Origin of the sequence: Campylobacter concisus (assembly GCF_003049705.1) — a bacterium.
GTDB lineage: Bacteria > Campylobacterota > Campylobacteria > Campylobacterales > Campylobacteraceae > Campylobacter_A > Campylobacter_A concisus_AR.
Window position 1 is genome coordinate 88,828 of record NZ_PIRF01000003.1, and the last position, 23,133, is coordinate 111,960.

The 23,133-nt window shown below is 40.5% G+C and carries 24 protein-coding genes; 10 read left to right on the top strand and 14 right to left on the bottom strand.

The window, feature by feature from the left end:
- Positions 1-16: 16 nt before the first annotated feature.
- Genes CVT05_RS04085 through CVT05_RS04100 form a run of 4 tightly spaced genes read left to right on the top strand, consistent with a single transcriptional unit; the run spans position 17 to position 2,978 of the window.
- Positions 17-1,039: a ribonucleotide-diphosphate reductase subunit beta gene (locus CVT05_RS04085; RefSeq protein WP_009494790.1), complete on the top strand. Its 1,023-nt coding sequence runs from the start codon at positions 17-19 to the stop codon at positions 1,037-1,039.
- Positions 1,029-1,517 carry a hypothetical protein gene (locus CVT05_RS04090; RefSeq protein WP_107697911.1) on the top strand — a complete coding sequence of 163 codons (489 nt, stop codon included), beginning with the start codon at positions 1,029-1,031 and terminating at the stop codon, positions 1,515-1,517. The genes CVT05_RS04085 and CVT05_RS04090 overlap by 11 nt, the downstream gene beginning before the upstream one ends.
- Positions 1,518-2,285: a carbon-nitrogen hydrolase family protein gene (locus CVT05_RS04095; RefSeq protein ID WP_107697912.1), complete on the top strand. Its 768-nt coding sequence runs from the start codon at positions 1,518-1,520 to the stop codon at positions 2,283-2,285. It abuts the gene before it with no gap.
- A gap of 60 nt (positions 2,286-2,345) precedes the next feature.
- On the top strand, positions 2,346-2,978 hold the full coding sequence (locus tag CVT05_RS04100; protein WP_103579928.1) for a protein-L-isoaspartate(D-aspartate) O-methyltransferase: 633 nt from the start codon (positions 2,346-2,348) through the stop codon (positions 2,976-2,978).
- A gap of 36 nt (positions 2,979-3,014) precedes the next feature.
- Here the strand turns inward: CVT05_RS04100 and CVT05_RS04105 are convergent, their stop codons facing one another.
- From CVT05_RS04105 to CVT05_RS04125, 7 genes are all read right to left on the bottom strand, one after another.
- Complete coding sequence (locus tag CVT05_RS04105) at positions 3,015-3,599, bottom strand: hypothetical protein (protein ID WP_107697913.1); 585 nt, start codon at positions 3,597-3,599, stop codon at positions 3,015-3,017.
- Between the two features lie 285 nt (positions 3,600-3,884).
- Entirely contained in the window at positions 3,885-5,399 is a 1,515-nt protein-coding gene (locus CVT05_RS04110; RefSeq protein ID WP_199906732.1) for a TonB-dependent receptor domain-containing protein, read from the bottom strand.
- A gap of 25 nt (positions 5,400-5,424) precedes the next feature.
- Positions 5,425-5,883 (bottom strand): TonB-dependent receptor plug domain-containing protein, encoded by a 459-nt coding sequence (locus tag CVT05_RS09320; RefSeq protein WP_199906733.1) that lies wholly within the window; start codon positions 5,881-5,883, stop codon positions 5,425-5,427.
- A gap of 226 nt (positions 5,884-6,109) precedes the next feature.
- Positions 6,110-7,684, bottom strand: coding sequence for a single-stranded-DNA-specific exonuclease RecJ (gene recJ / locus CVT05_RS04115; protein WP_107697914.1), 1,575 nt, complete (start codon positions 7,682-7,684; stop codon positions 6,110-6,112).
- Positions 7,674-7,796, bottom strand: coding sequence for a hypothetical protein (locus tag CVT05_RS09625; RefSeq protein ID WP_021091888.1), 123 nt, complete (start codon positions 7,794-7,796; stop codon positions 7,674-7,676). The genes recJ and CVT05_RS09625 overlap by 11 nt, the downstream gene beginning before the upstream one ends.
- A 234-nt stretch (positions 7,797-8,030) precedes the next feature.
- Positions 8,031-8,582 (bottom strand): NAD(P)H-dependent oxidoreductase, encoded by a 552-nt coding sequence (locus tag CVT05_RS04120; protein WP_107697915.1) that lies wholly within the window; start codon positions 8,580-8,582, stop codon positions 8,031-8,033.
- Positions 8,583-8,685: 103 nt separating this feature from the next.
- Positions 8,686-10,320 (bottom strand): CTP synthase, encoded by a 1,635-nt coding sequence (locus CVT05_RS04125; RefSeq protein WP_084109918.1) that lies wholly within the window; start codon positions 10,318-10,320, stop codon positions 8,686-8,688.
- A 125-nt stretch (positions 10,321-10,445) separates the two neighbouring features.
- Here CVT05_RS04125 and CVT05_RS04130 point away from each other — a divergent pair, with 125 nt between their 5' ends.
- The 4 genes from CVT05_RS04130 (at position 10,446) to CVT05_RS04145 (ending at position 15,350) form a co-directional block, all read left to right on the top strand.
- Complete coding sequence (locus CVT05_RS04130) at positions 10,446-10,661, top strand: DUF4492 domain-containing protein (RefSeq protein ID WP_072595258.1); 216 nt, start codon at positions 10,446-10,448, stop codon at positions 10,659-10,661.
- Between the two features lies 1 nt (position 10,662).
- Entirely contained in the window at positions 10,663-12,198 is a 1,536-nt protein-coding gene (locus tag CVT05_RS04135; protein WP_107697916.1) for a cytochrome ubiquinol oxidase subunit I, read from the top strand.
- Positions 12,191-13,315 carry a cytochrome d ubiquinol oxidase subunit II gene (locus CVT05_RS04140; protein WP_107697917.1) on the top strand — a complete coding sequence of 375 codons (1,125 nt, stop codon included), beginning with the start codon at positions 12,191-12,193 and terminating at the stop codon, positions 13,313-13,315. The genes CVT05_RS04135 and CVT05_RS04140 overlap by 8 nt, the downstream gene beginning before the upstream one ends.
- A gap of 265 nt (positions 13,316-13,580) precedes the next feature.
- A complete protein-coding gene (locus CVT05_RS04145; protein WP_107697918.1) occupies positions 13,581-15,350 on the top strand; it encodes an aryl-sulfate sulfotransferase in 1,770 nt (589 codons plus the stop codon).
- A gap of 35 nt (positions 15,351-15,385) precedes the next feature.
- On the opposite strand, the gene CVT05_RS04150 is transcribed toward CVT05_RS04145, so the two are convergent.
- Together CVT05_RS04150 and CVT05_RS09260 are read right to left on the bottom strand one after the other, a co-directional pair.
- Complete coding sequence (locus tag CVT05_RS04150) at positions 15,386-15,736, bottom strand: hypothetical protein (RefSeq protein WP_107697919.1); 351 nt, start codon at positions 15,734-15,736, stop codon at positions 15,386-15,388.
- 75 nt (positions 15,737-15,811) lie between these two features.
- Positions 15,812-16,015 carry a hypothetical protein gene (locus CVT05_RS09260; protein WP_159071215.1) on the bottom strand — a complete coding sequence of 68 codons (204 nt, stop codon included), beginning with the start codon at positions 16,013-16,015 and terminating at the stop codon, positions 15,812-15,814.
- 243 nt (positions 16,016-16,258) lie between these two features.
- On the opposite strand from CVT05_RS09260, the gene ilvD reads away from it, so the two are divergent.
- Positions 16,259-17,932 carry a dihydroxy-acid dehydratase gene (gene ilvD, locus CVT05_RS04155; RefSeq protein ID WP_107697920.1) on the top strand — a complete coding sequence of 558 codons (1,674 nt, stop codon included), beginning with the start codon at positions 16,259-16,261 and terminating at the stop codon, positions 17,930-17,932.
- Between the two features lie 80 nt (positions 17,933-18,012).
- Complete coding sequence (gene rmuC / locus CVT05_RS04160; RefSeq protein WP_107697921.1) at positions 18,013-19,581, top strand: DNA recombination protein RmuC; 1,569 nt, start codon at positions 18,013-18,015, stop codon at positions 19,579-19,581.
- A gap of 29 nt (positions 19,582-19,610) precedes the next feature.
- Here rmuC and CVT05_RS04165 read toward each other — a convergent pair whose 3' ends face one another.
- The 5 genes from CVT05_RS04165 to CVT05_RS04185 all read right to left on the bottom strand — a co-directional run bounded on the left by CVT05_RS04165 (position 19,611) and on the right by CVT05_RS04185 (position 23,125).
- Complete coding sequence (locus tag CVT05_RS04165) at positions 19,611-19,901, bottom strand: DUF5339 domain-containing protein (RefSeq protein ID WP_107691581.1); 291 nt, start codon at positions 19,899-19,901, stop codon at positions 19,611-19,613.
- Positions 19,902-20,002: 101 nt separating this feature from the next.
- Positions 20,003-20,647 carry a ferritin family protein gene (locus tag CVT05_RS04170; RefSeq protein ID WP_021091887.1) on the bottom strand — a complete coding sequence of 215 codons (645 nt, stop codon included), beginning with the start codon at positions 20,645-20,647 and terminating at the stop codon, positions 20,003-20,005.
- A 93-nt stretch (positions 20,648-20,740) separates the two neighbouring features.
- Positions 20,741-20,899, bottom strand: a complete 159-nt coding sequence (locus tag CVT05_RS04175; RefSeq protein ID WP_234400540.1) for a DUF2798 domain-containing protein — start codon at positions 20,897-20,899, stop codon at positions 20,741-20,743.
- Positions 20,900-20,960: 61 nt separating this feature from the next.
- A complete protein-coding gene (locus CVT05_RS04180) occupies positions 20,961-21,521 on the bottom strand; it encodes an NAD(P)H-dependent oxidoreductase (protein WP_107697922.1) in 561 nt (186 codons plus the stop codon).
- A 29-nt stretch (positions 21,522-21,550) separates the two neighbouring features.
- Positions 21,551-23,125: a tannase/feruloyl esterase family alpha/beta hydrolase gene (locus CVT05_RS04185; protein WP_107697923.1), complete on the bottom strand. Its 1,575-nt coding sequence runs from the start codon at positions 23,123-23,125 to the stop codon at positions 21,551-21,553.
- Positions 23,126-23,133 lie beyond the last annotated feature (8 nt).

Sequence of the window (23,133 nt, forward strand, 5' to 3'; positions counted from 1 at the left end):
AACAAGAGAGAAATTTATGAACAGAAAACGCATCTACAACCCAAGCTCAAATGAAAATTTGACTGACAGAAGAGTCTTTAACGGCAACCCACACGGCATTTTAAATTTCACCAAGGCAAAATACGAGTGGGCGTTAAAGCTTTGGGACCTCATGGAGGCAAACACATGGTTTCCAAAAGAGGTCGACACTACAGACGACGTGCGTGACTACGCTTACAACCTCACAGAGGCTGAAAAACGCATGTATGACCTAGTTTGGAGCCAGCTCATCTCGATGGATAGCTTCCAGACAAACAACCTGGCTGACAACATCAACCCTTACATCACCGCACCAGAGATCAACGCCGTGCTAAGCCGCCAAGCCTACGAAGAGGCAAACCACAGCAAGTCTTACGCTGTCATGGTCGAAGCGATCTGTGACAACACCGATCTCATCTACGAGATGGAGAAACACGACGACGTCTTGCGCGAGAAAAATGACTACATCTCAAGCGTCTATGAGGAGCTTGCAGGCGAAGTGACTGATGAGAAACTACTTCTTGCGATGGTGGCAAACCAAATTTTAGAGGGTATTTATTTTTACAGCGGCTTTACAGCGATCTACGCTCTAGCACGTGCTGGCAAGATGCTAGGCTCAGCGCAGATGATACGCTTCATCCAACGCGACGAGATCACGCACCTGCTTTTGTTTCAAAACATGATAAATTCAGTTCGCAAAGAGAGGCCTGACCTTTTCACGCCTGAGACTGAGGCAAAAATTTATGATATGTTTGAAAAAGCTGGAAATTTAGAGATCAAATGGGGCAAATACATCACCCAAAACCAAATAATGGGCTTTACAGACGATATCATCGAGCAGTACATCCACTATCTCATCGACCAGCGCCTAGTTGCGATCGGTCTAAAACGCAAATACAACGTCGCTCACCCGATCAAATGGGTCGATGACTTTGCCAAATTTAACGACCAAAAGTCAAATTTCTTTGAAGCAAAGGTGACAAACTATAGCAAGGGAAGTATCAGCTTTGATGACTTTTAAAAATAGCATCTTAGCCCTTGCCTGCGTGCTTTTTGTGGGGTGTGCGAGTAGTAGTCAAAGGATAATTGATCAAGTAAATAAAAATAATCTCGAGAATTTCTACGCCTACAAGCTTGTCAAGATAAAAGAGACAAACCAAGCGGAAGTCTATCAAGAGATGCCAAACGGCGAAATTGCACCAAGTTTCGCGCCGCTAGGATCCGTTCTAGGAAATGACGTGATGCTTGGCATAAACAAGCAGTGTGGCTTTGAAGCAAAAGACCTAAAAGAGGTAAGAGTAGTTTCACATGATGAGGCTAGAGGTCTTGGCTTCGAGGTCTGGGTTTTTAATGATCCACTCTCACAGCGCGATGACAAAATCACAGCCATAAGCGTTATTTTAAAAGCTACACCAAACATCGGTGGCACGGATATAAACTGCAAAATTCCAAAAGACTGCCATGATGAAAAACCTATAACATTTGTATTTGGAAAATAGATGAGCAAAAATTTAAACCTAATAAGCCTAACTTTAAAGGCAAAAAGTGCTACCGAGCGGCTAGAAGAGCTTGCAAATTTAGTTGAGGCTGCGCCCGAAAATTCACTCCTACTTGCAAGCGAGCTTTGCATCAGCGGATATGACTTTGACGGCTTTTTTGCTGGGGCAAACAAAGCGATGCTTGGTGGCATGATAGGTAGCTTTGATGCGATGCTGCTTGAGCGCTTACAAGAGGCACTTAGCCCGGATAAATTTCTTGGTTTTACGCATCTTACTAGCCTAAACAAGAGTGCAGGGCTCGCTCAAATTTCAAATATAAATCCGCACCAACCAAAAATTTATAATGAATTTTTGCTTCTTAACTCAAATAACGTCTTTCATTCACAATTTAAAGCCGAACTTTTTAGGCCAAATTTAGAGCATGAAATTTTTGCCGCTGGCGATGTGGACGAGATAAATGCATTTGACTTTAGAGGGCTAAAGCTTGGCGTGCTAATCTGTTTTGAACTACGCGATAGCAGGCTTTGGGCAAAGCTAAGAGGCTGTAATATCATCATGGTACCAGCCATGTGGGGCAAGGCCAGAGAGGAAGCCTACCTTAGCCTTTGCAAGGCTCTAGCTATCGCAAACAACTGCTACGTCATGATCTCAAGCTCACTTGATCTAGAACGTGCTGGGGTATTTTTGCCAGATGGCACTCTAGAGCAAAGTGCGGTTTTTGACGCAAATTTGATCGCACAGATAAAGAAAAATTTAGGGATTTTATAAATTTTAAGATAAGTTTTAAATCGTATAATAACGATTTAATTTTTATTTAGGATATAAATTTTGACCCAACTAGAAGCGATAAAATGCCAAAATTTAGCTAGCGATATAGCCGATGAGATCACACTAAGTCCGCTTTTGTTCGATGCGATAGCTACCACTGAGCGTGAAATTTTTGTACCAATCACTGCACATGCTTATAAACTTGACGCTCAGCCGATACTGGGCAATCAGTGGATCAGCTCACCGCTAACTGTGGCAAAGATGACAATGGCACTAGAGTGCGAAAATATGGACAATATCCTAGAAATAGGCTGCGGTAGTGGCTATCAAGCAGCGATCTTAAGCAAGCTTGCACATAGAATTTTTAGCGTCGAACGTATAGAAAAACTAGCCATGGAGGCGAAAAAACGCTTCGAGGCATTAAAGATCAGAAACGTGCACGTAAGGTATGATGACGGCAACAATGGCTGGCGAAGCTACGCACCGTTTGATCGTATCTTACTCTCGGCAGCTGCTGATGAGATCTCGCCAAATTTATTTAAGCAGCTTAAAAATGGTGGAATTTTAGTAGCTCCAATGAAGAAAGATGACAAGCAATTTATCGCTAAATTTAAAAAAGATAAAGATGGAAATTTAGAAAAAGAGTACTTAGATGAGTGCCTTTTTGTGCCACTTCTTGAAGGTAGAGAGTAGCCTAAAATAAGGCAAAGCCTAAGCTTTGCCTAAATGTTAGAATCTATAAGTATAGCCTGTATAAATTCCTATAGTCGTATCTCTTAGCTGAGCTCCGCTATTTTTCTTATAAAAAGTCTTATCAGCTTTTAAGCCAAACTCGATCGCGTTATGCTCATCAAATGAGTAGATACCGCCCGCTTTTGCGCCAACTAGCAAGCCTTTGAAATTTTTCTTACTTGTTTCGTTATTAAATCTCTCTCTAACGCTCAAGTAGCCAAGACCTGTGTATCCACCAAGCACGGCTTTAAAATTTTCAGTGATATTTGGCGTATAATCAACGCCGCCTAAAAATTTATGCTTACTCCATTTTGCATCTGATTCACCAGCATTTTTTCTAGCTTTAAAGTCATAATAATAACCGCCATAAGCTCTATAGCTGTCAAAATCATAACCGCCATAAAAGCCAAGACCATAGTGACCTTTTTTGAAGTTATTTTTCTCACTACTTGCTATGTTTTTTGTTTTGATTTTTGAGTTAAACGAATAATCACCTTCACCACCAACAAATGCACCTTGAGCTAGTGCCGCTGAACTTACTAAAGCTAGAACCAAGCTCGATTTTACAAGTAATTTTTTCATACTTCTCCTTTCGAAATTTTTATGATTTTACAGTCAAGCTTTTAATCTATATGAAATTTAAATTTAACAAAGCCCTATTTTAATCATCCTTTGGCTTTAAAAATTTAATAAGCTATTTTATGCTAGGTGTTACATGGACTTTAATTTGATTCTAAATTTATCCATAAAAGTAAATGTAGTAAGCATGAGTATTGTTATAAGCTAAGAATAAAAATACTCAAATTTGGCATAGCTTTTAAGGCAAAATCTAACCTCACAGCTATGCCGAATTAACCGAGCTACGCCCTAAAAATGCACTTTAAATTTCGCCCAAAAGCTTCTGCCGGGCTCATAAAGTCTCGTGCCGTTTGGGATAGTCTCGTAGCCTGCGATACCGCCACCGTAGCCGCCTTTTGAATTATGATAGGCGTATTTGGCGTCGTTTAGGTTTTCCGCCGCTAGCAAGAATTGATAATTTTTATATTTATAGCCCGCGCTTAGTCCTAGCGTCCAGAAGCTATCGCTCTTGCCAAGATCCATACCGCCCACGTCGCCGTAGCCTTTTTGCGCGCGGTTTTGCGACGCGTTAGCGTAGAAATCGGCTTTGACGAACCAGTCTGGCTTTTCTAGGCCGGCGCTTAGTTTAAACGTTAGAGGAGAAACCTTAGGCAGCGCGTCGCCGTCTTTTAGGCCGCCCGCGTTTTTAGTCACCTTGCCGTAGACGTAGGATACGCCCGCCCCCAGTCTAAATATATCGGCCAGTAGCGTATCGCCCTCAATCTCGCCGCCGTATAGTAAGGCATCGGTATTAAATACGTTTGATGACATGCCCATAGGACTATATTTTATCATTATGTAATCATCCATCTTCGAGACAAAGAAATTCGCGTTTAGCTCGTAATTTTTATCTTTTAGCACGGTGCCAAAGTCAAGCTGAGTGTTTCTTTCTTTATTTAGCTTGAGATTATCGTCTTTATTCGTTTCCCAGTGATCCGGTAACCTTTGCGCGTGACCTAGTCCTGCGTAGAGCGTTAAATTTTGCAGATATTTTTCGTATCTAAAAAAGCCTGAGAATAAATTTTCGCTCCTACTTTTATGCGTTAGTAATTGCTTTCTCTCGCCGACGTCTAGCCTAAGTCCGCCAAAAAGCCCGTAGTCGTTTTCAAGGACGTATTCGTTTTGAGTATATATCGTTTTATACGTTACCTTGCGCTCTTTTACGTGCGGCTTTGATATGGCGGCGCCCATTTTGTCTTTTGTTACACCCTTCATTCCATTTCCGGCGCCTCGCCATTTAAACGTATCTTCAGAGTATCCTACACCGATGAAGCTGGTTAGATTATCGAAATTTAACTCGCCCTCTAGCTTAAAGCCGTACATATCGCGTATCGGGTGGCTGATGCTATATCCTTTGCCAAGTCCTGCACCCGGCACCACCGGACGCATGGTAAAGTTGTCCATTATGTGATCGATTTGATGATAGTACGAACTTAGCCTGATCTTGTGCTCACCGACGTCTTGTTCAAATTTGAGTCCGAAAGACTTACGGTCAAACTGCACGCCGTCCCTCATCCTGTCAGCATACGCTGCTTCGCCCTCGCCCAGATCCGCGCTTAACTGCAAGGCTGTAGTATCTGTGGGCATTAGCGTACCCACGAGCGAGACGCTGTTGCGTTTATAGTGCGTATGCATTTTCTGCCCGCCGCCGCTTTTATAATCGTCGCTCTGGTAGTGTCCGCCGGAAATTTCTAAGCTGCCCAGCTCGTTGCCCGACGCTACGTCCGCGGTAGTTTCAAACCGCTTAAAACTGCCGCCCAGCACGCTTACGTTTCCTCCAAAGCTCGGTTTATACAGCCTTGCTATCCTCTCTATCGAAAAATATACCGCCGCTAATGAGCGCGCCGTATCTGACGTCTTGCGGGCCTTTTACGATGCGAACCGAGCTATAATTTTGTGCCGAGATGTAGGTAATGGGCGTATCCATACGCATGCCGCAACCGCCGTTTAGCGTGCTACCGTCGATTAGCACCGGCAGCCTAGCCGCCGTCTGCGAGCGGTAATAAACCTCGCTGCCGCCTCCGCCCTTGCGCTCCATCGTAAAGCCGCTTAAATTTAAAAGCGATTTAGCGATGTCGCCGTTTTCTAATATCGCGCCTTTGCCTACTATTTGAGCCTTTGTCGGTTCGTCAAGAACGGACTTTTGTATCTTTGCGGAAACGGTAACCGGAGCCAAGTCTATCGTTTCCTCAGCACCAAGCATTAAATTTGGTACTAAAGCAAATGCTAAAACGTAAGAAATTTTCATATTTAGTCCTATGAAATTAATATTTAAAATTAAAATTAAAGCAAAAATGAACTTAAATAAAGTATAAATATTTATATAACATTAATTTTACAATACAGAAATTTGAGTCAAATAGTATTATTTTAGTTGGACTACATTAAATATATAAAGAAACGATTTTTGTGAATTAAAGCCGAAGCGATCTCGGTTTCATTAAAATTTTAGCATTATAAAACCGAGATAAAATTTATAAAATCTCTTTTATGAGTAGCTGTGGGGTAACAAGTCCGCGGAATGAATTTTTTGATATACAAAAGATAATATCTATCATCTCGCCAACTCTAGCGTGTTTTGTAAAGTTAAAAAATAGAGCCTCAAGTGTTTTATTATCCTTTTGCAAGATGAGCTTTAGGTGATTTTGATCTCTTCCTATAAGTCTTTCATTTTTAACAAGAGCATTTTTTATCTTAAAGACTGGACGTGGATTTTTCTGTCCGTATGGCTCATAAAATTCTAAAATTTCAAGTAGTTCAAAGTCTATCTCGCTTGGCATTATGTCACCAAGTAGTTCGTCCGAGCTTTTGCACTCTTGCATATTTAGGCATGAGCAACTTTTATTTATCGCTTCTTTAAATTTCACCAAATTTTCAGGTGCAAGCGTAAGTCCAGCCGCTCCTTTATGACCGCCGTAACTTGTTAGTAAATTTTCGTGGCTTGCTATAAGAGATAAGATATCAAGCTTGCCAATGCTTCTAGCACTACCTTTTGCACGACCTTTATCGATACTAAAGACGATAGCTGGCTTTGCAAAGTGCTTTGCTAGGCGGCTAGCCACAATACCTATCACGCCCTCGTGCCACTGCTCACCCCAAGTGATGATGACTTCATCGTCCTCTTTTACGTCCTTTAGCGAACACTCAAAGAGTTGGCGCTCCTCCTCTTTTCTGGAGTTGTTAAATTCAATGATCGTATCAAGGTAGTTGTAAGCCTCTTCTATGCTCTTTGCGCGCAAAAAGTTAAATGAATTCATCGCATCGTCCATGCGTCCGGCTGAATTTATAAGCGGAGCTATAAGAAAGCTAATATCATCACACTCAAATTTTTCCTTACCATAAAACTCTTTTATAGCGTGAAATGCGGAACGCTTAGACGCATTTAGCTTACAAATGCCAAGGCGAACAAGCATTCTATTCATATCTCTTAGCTCCATCATATCAGCGATTATCGCGATAGCTAAAAGCTCTAGAAATTTGCTCATATCGTAATTTAGTCCAAAAACATCCTTTAGCGCTCCAACCAAATACCAAGCGACCTCAGCGCCACAAATTTCGATATTTGGGAAGTTGCAGTCTTCTTGTTTTGGATTAATAATCGCATAAGCTTCTGGGAGAACAGCTGGGGGCATGTGATGATCAGTAATAATAAGATCGATGCCTTTTTCTTTACAAATAATGGCCGCATCGTTTGCAGAGATGCCGTTATCAACGGTAATAATTAAGCTTACATCAGCTGAGAGTTCGTCTATTATCTCAGGATTTAGCCCATATCCATCTTTAAATCTATTTGGAATTTTTACTAGGTAGTCTTTCACACCAAGATCATCAAAAAACTCGGCCAAAATTACGCTCGAAACAACACCATCAACATCATAATCGCCCACAATGGCTATGCGCTCGTTTTTCTCGATCGCTTCTTTTATGCGATTAGCGCCTTTATAGATATCTTTTAAGGCACTTGGTGTCGGAATTTCACTAATTTTTTTATGTATGTCGTTACAAAATCTATGCGCTAGTAAATTCCTTATATCCTCTTTATTTAGCATGGTTTTGGTAAGAATTTTTGAAGAACTTACCAACTTTATTTAATGCCACTTGTTCACTTAAATTTACACCCATATTGCCAAAAATTTGGCTATAAAAATACTTCTTTTTCATCGCAATCTTTCGTCTTTATTTTGAATGCTTGGATTATATCTTTTTGAAATTTAATTTCTTATAATTTTAAATGAAAGTAAGATTTTAGGGCTCATGGCAAGCTTAAAAGCTTTGTTAAATTGATAGTCTTTACAAATTTAACCCGCCAAAAATAGTAAGTATTAGCAAAAATTTATACAATCAAATTTATAAATTTTAAATGGTTTATGCCATAAAGCTTAAACCATTTAAAATTTATTCCAAATTTCGCAAAAACTCCAAGTATTCTCTAGCGCCTCGTTCTATTTCGCTGTCGCTTGATACGTAGTCTACGCCCGGAGTCTCTTCAGCGCCGTAAAATGCGAAAAAGTCGCGGTAATCGGCGCGAAAATAATATTTAAACGCAAGCTCAAACGGCGTAAGAACCTCGCGCAAGCTAAAATGATAGCGTCCTTGCGGGCTGTAGTCGCTCTTTTTGATGCCTGCGGTCACGGCTAGAGCTATCTTGCGCCCCGCTATGCCGTCCGAACCGCGTCCGTAGGCAAAGCCGTGCGTCATCACCGCGTCGATCCATGATTTTAAAATCGGAGGGCAGGAGAAGTTGTGAAGCGGAAACTGTAAAACGAGGGCGTCGTGGGCTCTGATGAGTTCTTGCTCGCGCGCGGCGTCGATGTTGCCGCCTGCGTAAATCTGCGTCAAATCATGAACGCTAAAGCGCTGCGGCTCTTTGAGAGCCTCTTGTAGTAGGCGTTTGTTTATGACCGAGTTTTGGATGTCAGGGTGGGCTAGAATGATTAGAGTTTTCATTTTTTCCTTAAAAATTTATAGAAAGAAGTGGGATTTATTTGGTAAATAATTGAATAAAACAGCAAAATTTTAAAAGAATTTTTAGAGCCAGATGGCTCTAAATTTAAGATTTGACGTTTTCTAAACTTGCCTTTATAAAGCCTAATATCACAGGATTTGGTTTAGTTAGACGGCTAGTAAATTCAGGATGGCACTGCACGCCCACAAACCACGGATGGCCTTTTAGCTCGATAGCCTCTATCAGCCCATCGCTCTCGCCACTTACTAAAAGACCATTTTTCTCAAAAATTTCTTTATATTTTGGATTTGCCTCGTAGCGGTGGCGGTGGCGCTCTTTTACACTCTTTGCATTGCCATAAATTTCAGCTAGAAGTGTCTTTGGTTTTATCTCACAGTTATATGCTCCAAGCCTCATCGTGCCGCCAAGTGGGCTTGTGTGCGTTCTTATCTGTTTTTTGCCGTGAGCGTCGATAAAGCTATCGATTAGATAGATGATAGGGTTTTTACACTCTTTGTCAAATTCCATAGAATTTGCATCTTCTAAGCCCAAAACATCCCTTGCAAACTCAATGAGTGCTAGCTGCATACCAAGGCAAATTCCAAGATAAGGGATCTTATTTTCACGAGCAAATTTTATAGCCTGCATCTTGCCTAAAACGCCCCTTTCGCCAAAGCCGCCAGCGACCAAGATGCCATCTACGTCTTTTAAAAGCTCATTTACATTGTTCTCTTCTATCTTTTCGCTATCTATCCAGCGTAAATTTACCCTAGCATCCAAATTTGCTCCAGCGTGGATGATACCCTCAGTTAGGCTCTTGTAGCTCTCTTTTAGATCGATATATTTACCTACAAATGCTATTGTAGTTTCATTTGTTGGAGCTATGATTCTTTTTACTAGGCTATCCCACTTTGCCATGTCTGGTTTTAGCTCATTAAAGCCTAAATTTTCAGCGATTGGAGTTAGTATGTCTTGCTTTAAAAATGAAAGTGGGATTTGATAGATACTTGCGCTGTCTAAGCTCTCTATGACACAATTTTTCTCAACACCACAGCTTGCTGCGATCTTATCTTTTAGCTCGCGGTTTAGTGGCATTTCAGATCTGCAGATGATGATGTCTGGTGTTATGCCTATACGTCTTAGCTCACCTACACTATGCTGGGTTGGCTTTGTCTTTAGCTCGCCAGCTACTTTGATAAATGGCACGAGAGTTAGGTGGATATTTAGCGCTCTTTTTTTTCCAACTTCCACCCTTAGCGCTCTTATCGCCTCTAAAAATGGTAGTCCCTCGATATCGCCAACAGTTCCACCGATCTCAACGATTAGCACATCTTTACCCTCGCCTGCTTTTTTTATGCGATCAACGATCTCGCCAACGATGTGAGGGATCACTTGAATAGTCTTTCCAAGGTAGTCGCCACGGCGCTCTTTTTCGATCACTGAGCTATAAACTCTGCCCGTTGTGAAGTTATTATCTTGACTTAGGCTCTCATCTAAAAATCTCTCGTAGTGACCAAGGTCAAGATCTGTCTCTGCGCCATCGTCTGTGACAAAGACTTCGCCGTGTTCTAACGGGCTCATCGTACCAGGATCTACGTTGATATATGGATCAGCTTTTAAAACACTTACTTTTAGTCCGGAATTTTTTAAAAGAGTCGCGATAGACGCAGCTGCGATGCCTTTTCCAAGTGAGCTTAAAACTCCACCTGTGATAAAAATGTACTTCGTCTCTTTTGCCATTAAATTTCCTTAAATTTATTTATTTTTTAATTGCGGATTATACCCCTTAAATATTTAGTAAGGCATTAATCGTATAAATTTTAAAAATTATTCTTTAAGTCTTTTTGTTATAGACTTCAAAAACTATGATAAAAAACTACTTAAACATCATTGCCTCTTTATATATAGAGGGCTTTAAAAACATGAAAATAGGCAAGAAATTATGGCTTCTCATAATAATAAAGCTTATCATTATGTTTGGAATTTTAAAGGTCTTTATCTTTGACGAGACTCTTAATACCAAATTTCAAACCGACGAAGAAAAAAGCGAATTTGTAATTCGTAATTTAATAAAGGAATAAAATGTCTGAGATGGATTTTGTTGACTGGTCTAGGGCTCAGTTTGCGCTGACTGCCATTTACCACTTTTTGTTTGTCCCACTTACTTTGGGGCTAAGTTTTATCATCGCCATTATGGAGACGATATATGTTAAAACCGGCGATAAAGTCTGGCTTGAGATAACGAAATTTTGGCTAAAGCTCTTTGGTATAAATTTCGCTATCGGCGTTGCTACTGGCATCATCATGGAGTTTGAGTTTGGTACAAACTGGGCGAATTACAGCTGGTTTGTCGGCGATATCTTCGGTGCTCCTCTTGCGATTGAGGGCTTGCTCGCATTTTTTATGGAGAGTACATTTTTTGCCATTATGTTTTTTGGCTGGGATAAAGTTAGTAAGAAATTTCACCTATTTTCAACTTGGCTTGTTGCGATCGGTTCAAATTTAAGCGCGCTTTGGATCTTAATCGCAAATGGCTGGATGCAGTATCCAATAGGCATGAAATTTAACCCAGATACTGCTAGAATGGAGATGGAGAATTTCTTCGAAGTCGCGCTAAATCCTCTTGGCATTAGCAAATTTTTACACACAGTAACTAGCGGCTACACCATCTCAGCCATCTTTGTGATAGGAATTTCTGCTTGGTTTTTAATCAAAAAACGCCACATCTTGCTAGCTAAAAAAAGCATCGTCGTTGCTAGCGCATTTGGACTTATCACTTCGGCATTTTTGTTACTTAGTGGCGATGAGAGTGCATATTTTGTAGCTCAAAAGCAGCCTATGAAGCTTGCTGCGATGGAGGGACTTTATAATGGCGAGAAAAACGCTGGTCTAGTTGCCGCTGGTATTTTAAACCTAGCTAAAAAGCTTGGCGACGAGAGCGATGCCTTTTTGCTTGAGATAAAGGTACCTTACGCACTTGGCATCATGGCAAACAGAGAGCTTGACTCATTTACGCCAGGTATAAACGACCTACTTTATGGCAACAGCGAGCGCGGCATAATGAGCGTTGAAGAGAAGATGGCAAAGGGCAAAGTTGCTATCGAGGCTCTTAAAAACTACAAAGAAGCCAAAAAAGCAAATGACGAGAGCCTAATGAAAACTTCGCTTTCAAATTTAGAAAGCAACCTAAATTTCTTAGGATATGGCTATCTTAAAGACGCAAAAGAGGCTGTGCCACCAGTTGCGCTTACATTTTATAGCTTCCACATCATGGTCGCACTTGGCACTTACTTCATAGCTCTTTTTGCTATCACTCTTTATCTAAATCTCTCAAGAAAATATAAATTTGAAAACATAAGAGCGTTTTTGTGGATCTGCCTCTTTACTATACCGCTTGGCTACATCGCAGCTGAAGCTGGCTGGATAGTAGCAGAGGTCGGTCGTCAGCCATGGGTGATACAAGATCTCATGACCGTTGGCGTTGGAGCTACTAATTTAGCAGACTCAAATATCAAAATTTCATTTATATTATTTGCTGTTTTATTTACGGTCTTGCTAATTGCTGAGATCAAAATCATGCTTAAGCAAATAAAGATAGGATTTAACGACCATGCATAGTTTAAGCTTAGAAAATTTACAAATTTATTGGTGGTTTATAGTTAGCCTTCTTGGCGGACTTTTAGTCTTTATGATGTTTGTTCAAGGTGGGCAGTCGCTCATCTTTAGCCTTGGCAAGGACGAGCTTAAAAAAGATATGCTTATAAATTCTATCGGTAGAAAATGGGAGCTTACATTTACAACGCTTGTTATGTTTGGCGGCGCATGCTTTGCGGCATTTCCGCTATTTTATGCTACTAGCTTTGGTGGTGCTTACTGGGTTTGGCTGGCTATTTTATTTTGCTTTATCATCCAAGCTGTAAGCTACGAGTACCGCAAAAAGCCTGATAACTTCTTAGGCGCTAGAACTTATGAAATTTTCCTTTTCATAAATGGCTCACTTGGCGTTATCCTTATTGGCATGGCGGTTAGTACATTTTTTAGCGGTAGTGCGTTTGTACTAAATGAACACAATTTTGTCGAGTGGAAGACTCCATTTCGCGGCCTTGAAGCATTGGCAAATCCTTACTTGTACTTACTTGGCATAGCAATGTTTTTCCTATCTCGCATAGGTGGCTGCTTATATCTTATGAACAACATCGCTGATGGCGATTTTATACAAAACGCTAGAAAACAGCTACTTATCAACACCGTGCTATTCTTACCATTTTTCCTAGGCTTTCTTGCGTGGATACTTACAAAAGATGGCTTTGCATACGACGCAAACGGCGTAGTTAGCCTTATGCCTTACAAATACGCTATAAATTTGATCGAGATGCCTATCGTTGGCATATTGCTTCTTGTTGGCGTTGTTTTGGTACTTGTTGGAATTTTCCAAGGGGCATTTACAAAAAGTATCCGTGGAATTTTTGCTTACGGCGTTGGCGTAACACTAGCTGTGACTGCGCTATTTTTGATAACAGGCCTAAATGGCACAGCATTTTATCCATCATTTAGCGACCTTGCTAGCTCGTTAACTATCAAAAATGCAAGCTCTAGCCACTATACACTTGGAGTTATGGCATATGTTAGCTTGCTAGTACCAGTAGTGCTTGCCTACATCATCGTCGTTTGGCGAGCGATAGATAGCAAGAAGATCACGCAAGATGAGATCAAAAACGATCATCACGCATACTAAGGATAAAAGATGTTAGAAGCAGGAATTTTTTTGATACTTTGGCCAGTGACATTGTTTGCTAGCTATAAATTTGTTCTTTTTTCTCTTAAGAAATTTGACGCAAATAACTAAAATTTAGGGGCATTTGCTCCTAAATTCTTCTTTTTATTTTTACCCTTTAAAACAACTCTTTTATAAATTTACTTAAGCCACTTTTCATATAAGCGTTAGTTCTGTGTGAAATTTGGGTAGTAAGATATCATTAAATTTTATTAAAGGAGCGAAAATGAGCAAGAATTTCTTAGGTTCTGTTGCCCTTGCGGCTGTTTTGGTTAGTGGTCTTAGTATAGGCATCACACCACTAGAGGCTGGAGTCCTGGCTCATCACGTAAAGGTTCAAGGCGAGCTTGGATCAGTCTTTATAAATCCTTACGACGTATCGCCTCTAACTGCTATCATCGATAGAGCTGGCAAAGACATCAGAGATATCCATGTCAAAGTAAAAGGCAAGCCAGATGGCGGCATCGACATCGACTACAACGTCTCAGAGCATGCCCTGCTTACGCATGATGGCGTGCCTATTTGGGGACTTTATCCTGACTATCTAAACGAGGTCGTGCTTAGTTATACATTTAACGGAGCTAAAAAGATAGAAACGTATAAAATTTACGCCCAGCCTATCGTCACATATAGCCGTGATTTTAGATTTTCTCACATGCAAAAGACTCGCATCAAAAAGGTCGATCCTGCCTTTAAAAACAGGCTCTATCTCATAAATAACACGATCACAAGCGTCTATAAACCACTTGATTGGAAAAATGGTGGAGCTGCTAGCTGGAACGACTTTACAGAAAACTACATCGTAGATACCAAAGGTGAGGTTAGATGGTATCTTGACTATCAAAAATTTTACGACCGCAGCGAGCGCAGAGTGATGGATGGAGGCATGATGATGGGCTTTCATCAGCTAAAAAACGGCGATATCAGCTTTGGCATGGCACAAAGATATCTTAGATATGACCTTATGGGAAAAGAAATTTATAACCGCCCGCTTCCAAGAGGCTACATCGATCTAAGCCATGAAGTTATGCCATTAAAGGACGATCACGCACTTCTTAGAGTTGGCAAATACAACTACCACCACAAAGACGGTAAAATTTCTCACACCATAAGAGATCACATCATTGAGGTCGATAGCACCGGTAAAGTGGTCGAAGAGTGGGATCTAAATGAAATTTTTGGCAACAACGTCTACCGCAGCAATCTCATAAAAGCGCTTGATGCAAGAGCTGTTTGCCTAAATATCGATATGGACGCAAAAGAGATCAAGATAAGCGACGATCAGCCATTTGGCGACATCACCTCTACTGGCACAGGTAGAAACTGGGCTCACGTAAATTCTATCTCATACGATGAGAGCGACGATAGTATCATCCTCTCACTTCGCCACCAAGGTATCGTTAAAATCGGCCGCGATAAAAAAGTAAAATGGATATTAGCTTCGCCTGAAGGCTGGAGTGAAGAATTTAAAGCCAAAGTGCTAACTCCAGTCGATAGCAAAGGCAATAAGATAAAATGCGAAAACTCAAAATGCGATGGCGAATTTGACTGGTCATGGACTCAGCACACCGCATGGCTAACGCCAAGATACGACAACAAAGGCAGCATAAAACACCTAAGCGTCTTTGACAATGGCGATGCAAGGGGCATGGAGCAGCCAGCCTTTAAAGAGGATAAATACTCCCGTGCGGTTGAATATAAGATAGATGAGAAAAGGGGTACGGTTGAACAAACTTGGCAGTTTGGCAAGGAGCGTGGCTTTGACTTTTATAGCGCAGTTACTAGCAACGTCGAGTGGCAAAAAGATAAAAATACCTACTTCATCTCAAGCTCAAATGTAAATTTACTCCGTCCTGACAAGACTATCAAAATGGTCTTAGTTGAGATTGATCCAAAGACAAATGAGATCAAATTTGAGATGGATGTGGACTCTGCTTCAAGAGATGATGTCGCTTATAGGGCGATGGTTATTGATCCGGAGGTATTTAGTTATTAGCAGTATCTGGTGTGAGATTTTTCTCGCACCAGCTTTTAGTTGTTGTTTTGAAATTTATAGATTGCTTCTTTGATTCTAGTAAGGTTAAAATTTATCGCTCGCTCTAGCTCTGGCAAGTCTATATCTTTATCCGCTTCAAATGCTTTTACCATATCGCTTAGCTCTTTTGTTTCATCACTTGCAAGAACTATGCTTTTAAAATTATCATCGTCTATCTGATCAAATTTTAAAAAGATCGATGCAAATTTATCTTTCAAAATTTCTTTATTTAGCTTTCTATTTTCCAAAGCTTTCTTTATTCCACCATTTTTATTACAGGTTCTAAATATCGAATCTATTGTTTCATTCACTTCATCAAGTAAAATTTCTGTTTTTTCACTTTGCATATAAAACTCTCTTAACTATAAATTAAATTTAAAATAAAAGCTAAATCGCTCTTGTTTTGGAGATTAGAAGTTGTTTTACTTCTTCGCGTAAAAAGGAAAAATTAAAGTTGTATTTGTGAAGTTATTTTTATAAAAGTTTGCGCCAGAATTTAAAATTTTAGTTTGCATTGGCATCACTTTTATGCCCTCTGTTTTTGTGATCATTTTCTCATCCTTGTTAAAAAATTTTATCGCATTGTATAAATTTTCATAAGTCTTGTAAATTGTACCAAGGTACAATAAAGCCCTATAAATCAATATTTATAACACATTGATAATATTTTTACGTTATTATTTTGTACACTGCTTTGATTAAAATTACCGAAATTTTGTAGCTATTTAGCTCATCCTTTTTGGATAAATTTTAAAAATTTAATGTGTTATTTATGTAATAAAAAAATTTTCAAATTTGCAAAAATTTTTTAAAATCTTTGATACTTTATATGTGATAAAATCCTCTCAAATTTTAAAAAAGGATCAAATTTGAGAAGCGATATAATCAAAAAAGGCTACACAAGAGCCCCACACCGCTCACTTTTACGTGCGACTGGGTTAAAAGATGATGACTTTAATAAACCCTTTATCGGCGTTGCAAACAGCTTTATAGAGATCATTCCAGGCCACTTTTTCTTAAATAAATATGCGCAAATTTTAAAAGATGAGATTCGCAAAAATGGCTGTATTCCATTTGAGTTTAACTGTATCGGTGTGGATGACGGCATCGCGATGGGGCATGGAGGCATGCTATATAGCTTGCCTAGCCGCGAGATCATCGCAAACTCGATCGAAACCGTGATGAACGCTCACGCACTTGATGCACTTGTTTGTATGCCAAACTGCGACAAGATCGTCCCTGGCATGGTTATGGGTGCTTTAAGGGTCAATGTCCCAACCGTGTTTGTAAGCGGTGGTCCAATGAAAAAGGGCTACACAAAAGATGGCAAGCCAATTGATCTTGCGACTGCATTTGAGGCGGTTGGTAAATTTGAGACCAAAGAGATAGATGAGGCTGAGCTAAGAGATATCGAGTGCAACGCATGTCCAAGTGGTGGTAGTTGCAGCGGTATGTTTACAGCAAATTCCATGAACACGCTTTGTGAAGCGATGGGCATAGCACTCCCTGGCAACGGCACTATCCTAGCGCTAACTCCAGAGCGTGAGGAGCTTATTAGACAGGCTGCTCGTAGAATCTGTGAGATCGCACTTGATGAGAAATTTAAGATAAGAAACATACTAAATGAAAAGGCGATCCGCAACGCACTTGTCGTTGATATGGCGATGGGCGGCAGCAGCAACACCGTCCTTCACATGCTAGCCATCTCAAGAGAGGCTGGCGTAAATTTAGACATCAAAGAGCTAAATAAAATCAGTCAAAACATCGCTCACATCGCTAAGATCAGCCCAAGCTTACCAAATGTGCATATGGAGGATATCGGCAGAGCTGGTGGTATGAATGCGGTGATAAAAGAAATTTCACGTAGAGATAATGGCATGCTAAATTTAGACAATCTCACAGTTAGTGGCGAAACTCTAGGAGAGCGCGTAAAGGTAAGTGTCATCAAAGATGAAAGCATTATCCACAAAGTAGAAAACGCCTATTCACAAGTTGGCGGACTTGCCATTTTGTTTGGAAATTTAGCTGAGCAAGGCTGTGTCATCAAGACAGCTGGCATCGTTGGTGAGCGTAAATTTAGCGGAAAAGCGGTCTGCTTTAACTCACAAGATGAAGCGATAGCTGGTATCTCAAGCGGTAAAGTAGATAAAGGCGATGTCGTCGTCATCCGCTACGAAGGCCCACGCGGAGGCCCTGGCATGCAAGAGATGCTAAGCCCTACTTCACTCATCATGGGACGAGGCCTTGGTGCAGACGTGGCGCTCATCACAGATGGTCGCTTTAGCGGGGCGACAAGGGGTCTAAGTATCGGTCACGTAAGCCCAGAAGCAGCTGAAGGCGGCATGATAGGCTTGCTAAAAGATGGCGATATCATCGATATAGACGTCGATAAATACGAGATAAACGTTCGCCTAAGCGAAGCCGAGATCGCAAAGAGAAGAGCAGAATTTAAGCCAGTTGATAAACCGCTAACCTCTCGCTGGCTAAGGCAATACCGCAAACTAGTCACAAACGCAAGCAACGGAGCAGTGCTAGAAGCATAAAAAATTTATTACAAAAGCAAGGAGTAGTCTCTTTGCTTTTGTAAAAATATAAAAATTTCTTCATTTTTTAAGGATACTAAATGCAACAAGATTTCTATTTTTATGCTGCCATATTTTTAGGAGTACTATTTTTGATTGCGATATTTGTCATCTATTCATTTAATAGAGACAAACTCGAGCTAAAGCGAAATTTGGCGCAAAAAGAGCAAGAAAATTTTGAAATTTCATCAAATCTAACAAATTTAGTATCTAAAAATAGTGAAAATCTGCAGCTAATCAGTGAGCAAAAAGCAAGGCTTATATCAAATCACGAGCGAATAGACGAACTCATCAGTGAGATCGATGCGCTAAAAACCAAAATAGCACAAAAAGACGAAGCTGAAGATGCGATGGAGCGCGTGATAAACGAGCTTAAAGAGAGTATCGGTACAGCAAATGAAAGGGCCAAGAATAACGAGGCAAATTTTACTGCAACACTAGCTGAACTAAATCAAAATAAAAATGCTTTAGCTGAAGCAAATGAGAGAGAAAATAGATTAAAACGTGATATGGCTGTGCTTAGAAATGAAATAGAAGCAAAAGAAAATAGCCTAAAAGAGCAAGAGGCAAATTTATTAAAAGTAAAAAATGAGTTAAATTTGGAATTTTCTAATCTTGCAAATAAAATATTTGAAGAAAAAAGTGCAAATTTCACACAAAATAGCCAAAATTCTTTAGATCTTTTACTAAAGCCGCTAAAGGAGCAAATTTCAACCTTTCAAGAGCGCGTAAATGCAGTCCACGACGAATCAGTTAAAGGCATGAGCGCGCTAGGAACGCAGATTAAGCACATAAGTGAAATTGGTATCTCAATGTCAAAAGAGGCAAACTCACTAGCCACTGCATTAAAAGGTAGCAATAAAACACTTGGAAACTGGGGTGAAATACAGCTTGAACGCACATTTGAGGCTTCTGGACTTGTAAAAGATGAGCATTACTTGACGCAACAAAATTTCAAAAACGAAGAAGGCAAACGTCTTATTCCTGATTTTATAGTAAAGATACCAGATGGTAAGCATCTAATAGTTGATTCCAAAGTCTCACTTATAGCTTACGAAAAGGCTATCACAGCCAGCAATGAGGAGGAGCTAAATTTAGCATTGAAAGAGCATATTGCTTCTATGAAAAATCACATAGATGGCTTAAATAGTAAAAATTACGGCGAGATCGTACCTGATAGCCCTGATTTTGTATTGATGTTTATACCAATTGAGCCGGCATATATCGAGGCTATGAAATTTGATAGTTCACTTTTTGACTACGCATTTCAAAAGCGCGTAATACTAGTATCTCACACTACGCTTATGCCTATTCTTCGTACAGTGGCAAATTTATGGCGCATAGAGCGTGGCAATGAAGAGGCCAAAAATATCGTAAAGAGTGCGATTAAAATTTATGATAAAGTCCGCAATGTGGCCGAGCACATGAATAGACTTAGCAATACACTAAATACTGCAAATAAACACTTTAACGCCCTTGCATCAAGTTTTAGTGGTAGAGATGGTCTTGTTAGTAGGCTTGAAAATTTTAAACGCTTGTCTCCAGATGAGCAAAAAGATATAGAAGTAAAAGAGATCGGCGTAAATAACGAATTAGAAAAAGAGGAGTAGGATATGGCTAGAAAAACTAGCCATAAAATTTATTTTAAAAGACCTTGTTTTTTCATTTGTTCCATTACTTGAGCAAACATCTCTTTAGCTTGTTTGCAAGTAGCGTCTTGTTGCTCTTTTGGTAAAGAAGCTAGTTGATCCATTGATTGTTTCTTTTGATCTTCATAAATTTTTACTTGTTGCTCTTGACCAGCTTTTTTGTAAGCTTCAACCATCTTATCGATGTCTGAGAAGTATGATTTGCAAGTATCTGTAAGATCTGCAGCGTTTAGGCTTAGTGCAAAGCCAAGAGTAGCTAAAACTAAAAGTGATTTTTTCATCTCTTTCTCCTTGTGAAAATTTGAAAGGATTGTATCATTTTTATAATATTTTATAACTTAAATTAATAGTCAAGGCAAACACCTTGGCTATTTTTGGCTTTTTAGCCTAGAAATTCGCGTTTAAAATACTCTTTTGGAGCTTTGCAAAGTGGGCAAGCGCCTGGAGCTTTTTTACCTCTGTGAACGTGTCCGCACACTTCACAAACCCAGATATCTTCCTCGTCGCTCTCAAAAAAGCCCTCTTCATCAAGCATCTTTTTAAGCTCTAGATACTCTCTTTCATGCTCAACCTCAACCTTACCGATCGCGTTAAATAGCCTCTCAACATCTCTTAGCTCTTCTTCTTTTGCGATCTTTGCAAAGTCTGGATACATCGTAGTATGCTCGTAGTTTTCGCCAGCTGCCGCATCAAGTAAATTTTTATCCATCTTGTCAATTGGATCGTTCATTAGCTCGTGATATTTTTTAAACTCAGCTCTTGCGTGCCATTTTTCATTTTCAGCTGCCTCGTAAAAGTGTCTAGCTATCGCGTGATAGCCTGCTTCTTTGGCTAGATCGCCGTAAAGCTCATACTTGTTTCTAGCTTGTGACTCGCCAGCAAATGCCTTCATCAAATTTACCGCTGTTAAATTTTCAGTCACACATTTCATCTCTTCGCCGCAACAGGTTAGTGTACCGCCGCCAACCTTTTGCACCTCGATCTCGTTGCCGCATTTTTCGCATTTGTATGTTTCGTACTGTCTCATTTTGACTCCTATTTTGATAAATTTTGATTGGATTATAACCAAATAATTAAAATAAGTAAATAATAATTTTTATTGATAACGTATATTATTATTTTATTTTTTACATAAAATTTGTGTGAGTTTCGTTACAAATGGAGAAACTAGCAAAAGCACAGGATAAGCTACTACAAAGGCTTTTACGTAAGCAGTTAGCCAAATTTTTACAAAGCCATCAACAAAGCCAAGATTTAAATATGTCAGCACAAATGACATAAAAAAGCCATAAATGCTGACATTATAAACGCAAAAACATATCTATAAAATTTTGCTGGTATCATGAAATCTTGCCTATCAGCTCCCCTAATCTTTTTGCGTGATCAAGCGCCTTTTGCCTCATCAAAGCAAGCTTTGCCTCATCGTGCCTACTCTGATACGATAGCCCTCCGCTATAAACATATCCTGTAAACTCCATCCCACAAGTATTTGCTAGTGCCTTAAGTGGCGGCAAAAATTCCTCTATCTCATAGCGCTGAAGCGCCTCTTTTTTATAAAGCTCCTCAGGCGCGCCAGAGGTAAATGAAAGCACCAGCTTCTTGCCACGTAGCTTATCTCCTTTGCTGCCATGAGAGAAGCCATGAACTAGCACATCTTCAAGCCACTTTTGCAAAAGTGACGGCACGCCGTACCAGAAAAATGGATAAACAAGCACGATCACATCAGCCTTTACTAGCTTTTCTTGCTCGGCTTTTACGTCTATCACGTAGTTTTTATAAAGCTCGCTTAGCATGTCAAATTTAGCCTCTGGCACCTGCTTTTTTAGCTCGCCCAATATAATCTTATTTGCAAAGGAATTTTCAAGGTCAGTGTGACCTGATACGACTAAAATTTCACTCATTTTTACCCCTTAAATTTACTTTCTTAAATTTACTTGCAAACAAAGCTACTTGCCTTGCTCGCGTCACCGCCAACATATGTAGCCACCTTTGGATAGGCACACACTAGAAATTCCTTGCCAGCGTAGGTCTTGCTCTTAGCTAGCATACTCTTTGGTGCTTCGCCCTTTTCGTGCCACGCTTCAAGCGCACTAAGAGGATCGACGTCATCTATGCCGTTGCCTCCACCGCAGTGGTTCATCCCAGGTAACGCAAAAAATGCCGCGAAATTTTGGCTATTTTCATTATCAGCCTCTAGCTTTTTAAACCAGTCCCTTTGATCTTTTGCCGAGAAAACTGGGTCTGAGACGCCAGTTACTATTATGAGCTTGCCGCCATTTGCGCTAAATGTGTTAAGGTCTGTTGATACAGCGTCATTTATCGCAGCGGTCTCGAAAGTTTTTGGCGTATCTTTGTCAAAGTCAAAATTTATCGTGTCAAAATTTGGCTGCGCAGGCGTTAAAAAGTAGTAGTTTATAGAGCCACTTGCGAGCGTGATATTTCTAGCGTTTGGCTTGCTGGCATCTTGCGAGTCGCCCAGCTTCCACTGCCTCCAGCCCTCAGCGCTCACGCCTGAGTCGTAAAACCAGCCGCTATAAATTTGCTCGCCCTTGCTGTTTTTGGCTCCATTAAAAATTTTCTCTATCGCCTCTATCTTTTGCTTTGGCAAATTTAAGCTTTTTGGGTCAAATTTGCACGTTTCCCAAGCATTGATGATCCCATCTTTTAGTCCGTCTAGGCCGTCACATTTTTCAAGCACGGCTTGGCTTAGCTTGTCAAGGTCGTCCTGTGTTAGCGCATTTGCAAAAATTTTCTCGCCTTTTTCATTTTTCGGAGCTATTTTCATAAGGACTTGGTTATCCCACTGCTGAGCGATCGCCGCGCGAGATAGCCTAAATCCAGGGTTTGCAGCGATGACGCCGTCAAATTCTAGCGGATAGCGCTGAGCTGCGATAAGTGCTGCCCTGCCGCCGTTTGAGCAGCCCATAAAGTAGCTGTGTTTTGGGGCTTTATCGTATGCGGCGACTAAAATTTGTTTAGCTGCGTCTGTGACCTTGCCGATGGCTTGGTATGCGTAGTCTAGCCTTGCTTGTTGATCCAGCCCAAACTCAGCCGTTGGCTTTGGGTGGCCTGAGTTTGTAGTAACGACCGCGTAGCCTCTAAGAAGCGCTGGCGTGGCTGTGCTTGTTCGTATCGGCACTGCACCAAGAGCAGGCGCTACAAAGCCGTCCATGCCACCGCCTCCTTGAAATAAAAACTTCTCATTCCACTGCTCTGGTAACCTTAGCTCGTAGTCTATGGCGTACTCTTTGCCGTCACTGCCGGTGCGTTTATAGAGTTTGCCGTGCACCACGCAGTGGGGCTTTGCTTTGATCATATTTTTACTACCGCCAGTTAGCGCAGACATCTTATCAGCCGAGACTTCGCCACTCTCGTTCCACAACGCATCTATCATATCGTTATGTAAGATCTTTAGATCCTTTAAACTCTCGCAGCCCGCCTTATCAAGGGCAAATGCCGCACTGCTAAAAAGCGCCAAGGCGCAAAAAAGTGAAATTTTCTTCATAATATCTC

Bases quoted from the DNA above. Each gene is read 5' to 3' on its own strand.
- CVT05_RS04085 (WP_009494790.1), top strand. From the start codon at position 17: ATGAACAGAAAACGCATCTACAACCCAAGCTCAAATGAAAATTTGACT.
- CVT05_RS04090 (WP_107697911.1), top strand. From the start codon at position 1,029: ATGACTTTTAAAAATAGCATCTTAGCCCTTGCCTGCGTGCTTTTTGTG.
- CVT05_RS04095 (WP_107697912.1), top strand. From the start codon at position 1,518: ATGAGCAAAAATTTAAACCTAATAAGCCTAACTTTAAAGGCAAAAAGT.
- CVT05_RS04105 (WP_107697913.1), bottom strand. From the start codon at position 3,599: ATGAAAAAATTACTTGTAAAATCGAGCTTGGTTCTAGCTTTAGTAAGT.
- CVT05_RS09320 (WP_199906733.1), bottom strand. From the start codon at position 5,883: ATGAAAATTTCTTACGTTTTAGCATTTGCTTTAGTACCAAATTTAATG.
- recJ (WP_107697914.1), bottom strand. From the start codon at position 7,684: ATGCTAAATAAAGAGGATATAAGGAATTTACTAGCGCATAGATTTTGT.
- CVT05_RS09625 (WP_021091888.1), bottom strand. From the start codon at position 7,796: ATGAAAAAGAAGTATTTTTATAGCCAAATTTTTGGCAATATGGGTGTA.
- CVT05_RS04120 (WP_107697915.1), bottom strand. From the start codon at position 8,582: ATGAAAACTCTAATCATTCTAGCCCACCCTGACATCCAAAACTCGGTC.
- CVT05_RS04125 (WP_084109918.1), bottom strand. From the start codon at position 10,320: ATGGCAAAAGAGACGAAGTACATTTTTATCACAGGTGGAGTTTTAAGC.
- CVT05_RS04130 (WP_072595258.1), top strand. From the start codon at position 10,446: ATGATAAAAAACTACTTAAACATCATTGCCTCTTTATATATAGAGGGC.
- CVT05_RS04135 (WP_107697916.1), top strand. From the start codon at position 10,663: ATGTCTGAGATGGATTTTGTTGACTGGTCTAGGGCTCAGTTTGCGCTG.
- CVT05_RS04140 (WP_107697917.1), top strand. From the start codon at position 12,191: ATGCATAGTTTAAGCTTAGAAAATTTACAAATTTATTGGTGGTTTATA.
- CVT05_RS04145 (WP_107697918.1), top strand. From the start codon at position 13,581: ATGAGCAAGAATTTCTTAGGTTCTGTTGCCCTTGCGGCTGTTTTGGTT.
- CVT05_RS04150 (WP_107697919.1), bottom strand. From the start codon at position 15,736: ATGCAAAGTGAAAAAACAGAAATTTTACTTGATGAAGTGAATGAAACA.
- rmuC (WP_107697921.1), top strand. From the start codon at position 18,013: ATGCAACAAGATTTCTATTTTTATGCTGCCATATTTTTAGGAGTACTA.
- CVT05_RS04165 (WP_107691581.1), bottom strand. From the start codon at position 19,901: ATGAAAAAATCACTTTTAGTTTTAGCTACTCTTGGCTTTGCACTAAGC.
- CVT05_RS04170 (WP_021091887.1), bottom strand. From the start codon at position 20,647: ATGAGACAGTACGAAACATACAAATGCGAAAAATGCGGCAACGAGATC.
- CVT05_RS04175 (WP_234400540.1), bottom strand. From the start codon at position 20,899: ATGTCATTTGTGCTGACATATTTAAATCTTGGCTTTGTTGATGGCTTT.
- CVT05_RS04180 (WP_107697922.1), bottom strand. From the start codon at position 21,521: ATGAGTGAAATTTTAGTCGTATCAGGTCACACTGACCTTGAAAATTCC.
- CVT05_RS04185 (WP_107697923.1), bottom strand. From the start codon at position 23,125: ATGAAGAAAATTTCACTTTTTTGCGCCTTGGCGCTTTTTAGCAGTGCG.